General features: G+C 51.8%; 1 protein-coding gene. It reads left to right on the top strand.

The window, feature by feature from the left end; all coding sequences use genetic code 11:
- Positions 1-180 precede the first annotated feature (180 nt).
- A complete protein-coding gene (locus B7449_RS17100) occupies positions 181-459 on the top strand; it encodes a hypothetical protein (protein WP_141654796.1) in 279 nt (92 codons plus the stop codon).
- The last annotated feature ends 303 nt before the right edge of the window (positions 460-762 follow it).

The raw sequence follows: 762 nt of genomic DNA on the forward strand, positions 1-762 counted from the left end.
TCGCATTCACACTCTCCCCGTTCCAGAAACAGGAAGAAAACATCGCAGATCAAACGGGAGTACAAGCTTCATAATCCCCCCGTTTAACTGACGACACGCCCTAGTAATGGCCCTGTCGCCACTCTTTCTGACAAAATTGACCAGCCCGCGCTCACTGAATTAATCAGAAAATATCTCGATATGTCGCATGTCAGGCAAGAAGGTTCCCCTTGCCCTTTGGCATTTCTGGCCACTGACGTTGCCAAACAGGAAGGCGAGATACGAGAAACTTATACGCAGGTCTATAAAGATATCGTCGACAAAGTCAGCGCACTTCCCACCATCAAAGATTCAGATAGCGCTCTAGCCATTAGCGCGCTCATGATCGGGGGGGTAGCAGTTGCTCGCGCACTTAACGATGACGAGCTTTCCCGTGACCTCTTAAAGTCGTGTCGTAAATTTGTGGAAGCTTTCATCTGACCGCAAAGAGACGGTGAACTGGGGCTCTGAGACCGATTTCAGACGACTGACCTTAAGGACGTCACCCCGATTCCTTCCCTTCCCGGGCCACCAGCGCCGCGCTCCATGCGACGGCCTGCTACGCTGGATTTCTCCGCCGTTTGATTCCTATATGATTCCAGTTGGTGTTCTGGAACGACAAAAGGCCGCCCATGAGGCGACCTAATTGTTTGTTTTTATTTGGAAAATTTGGTTGCGGGGGCAGGATTTGAACCTGCGGCCTTCAGGTTATGAGCCTGACGAGCTACCGGGCTGCTCCACCCC

The sequence above is a fragment of the Komagataeibacter intermedius TF2 genome (assembly GCF_000964425.1).
GTDB lineage: Bacteria > Pseudomonadota > Alphaproteobacteria > Acetobacterales > Acetobacteraceae > Komagataeibacter > Komagataeibacter intermedius.

Bases quoted from the DNA above. Each gene is read 5' to 3' on its own strand.
- B7449_RS17100 (WP_141654796.1), top strand. From the start codon at position 181: ATGTCGCATGTCAGGCAAGAAGGTTCCCCTTGCCCTTTGGCATTTCTG.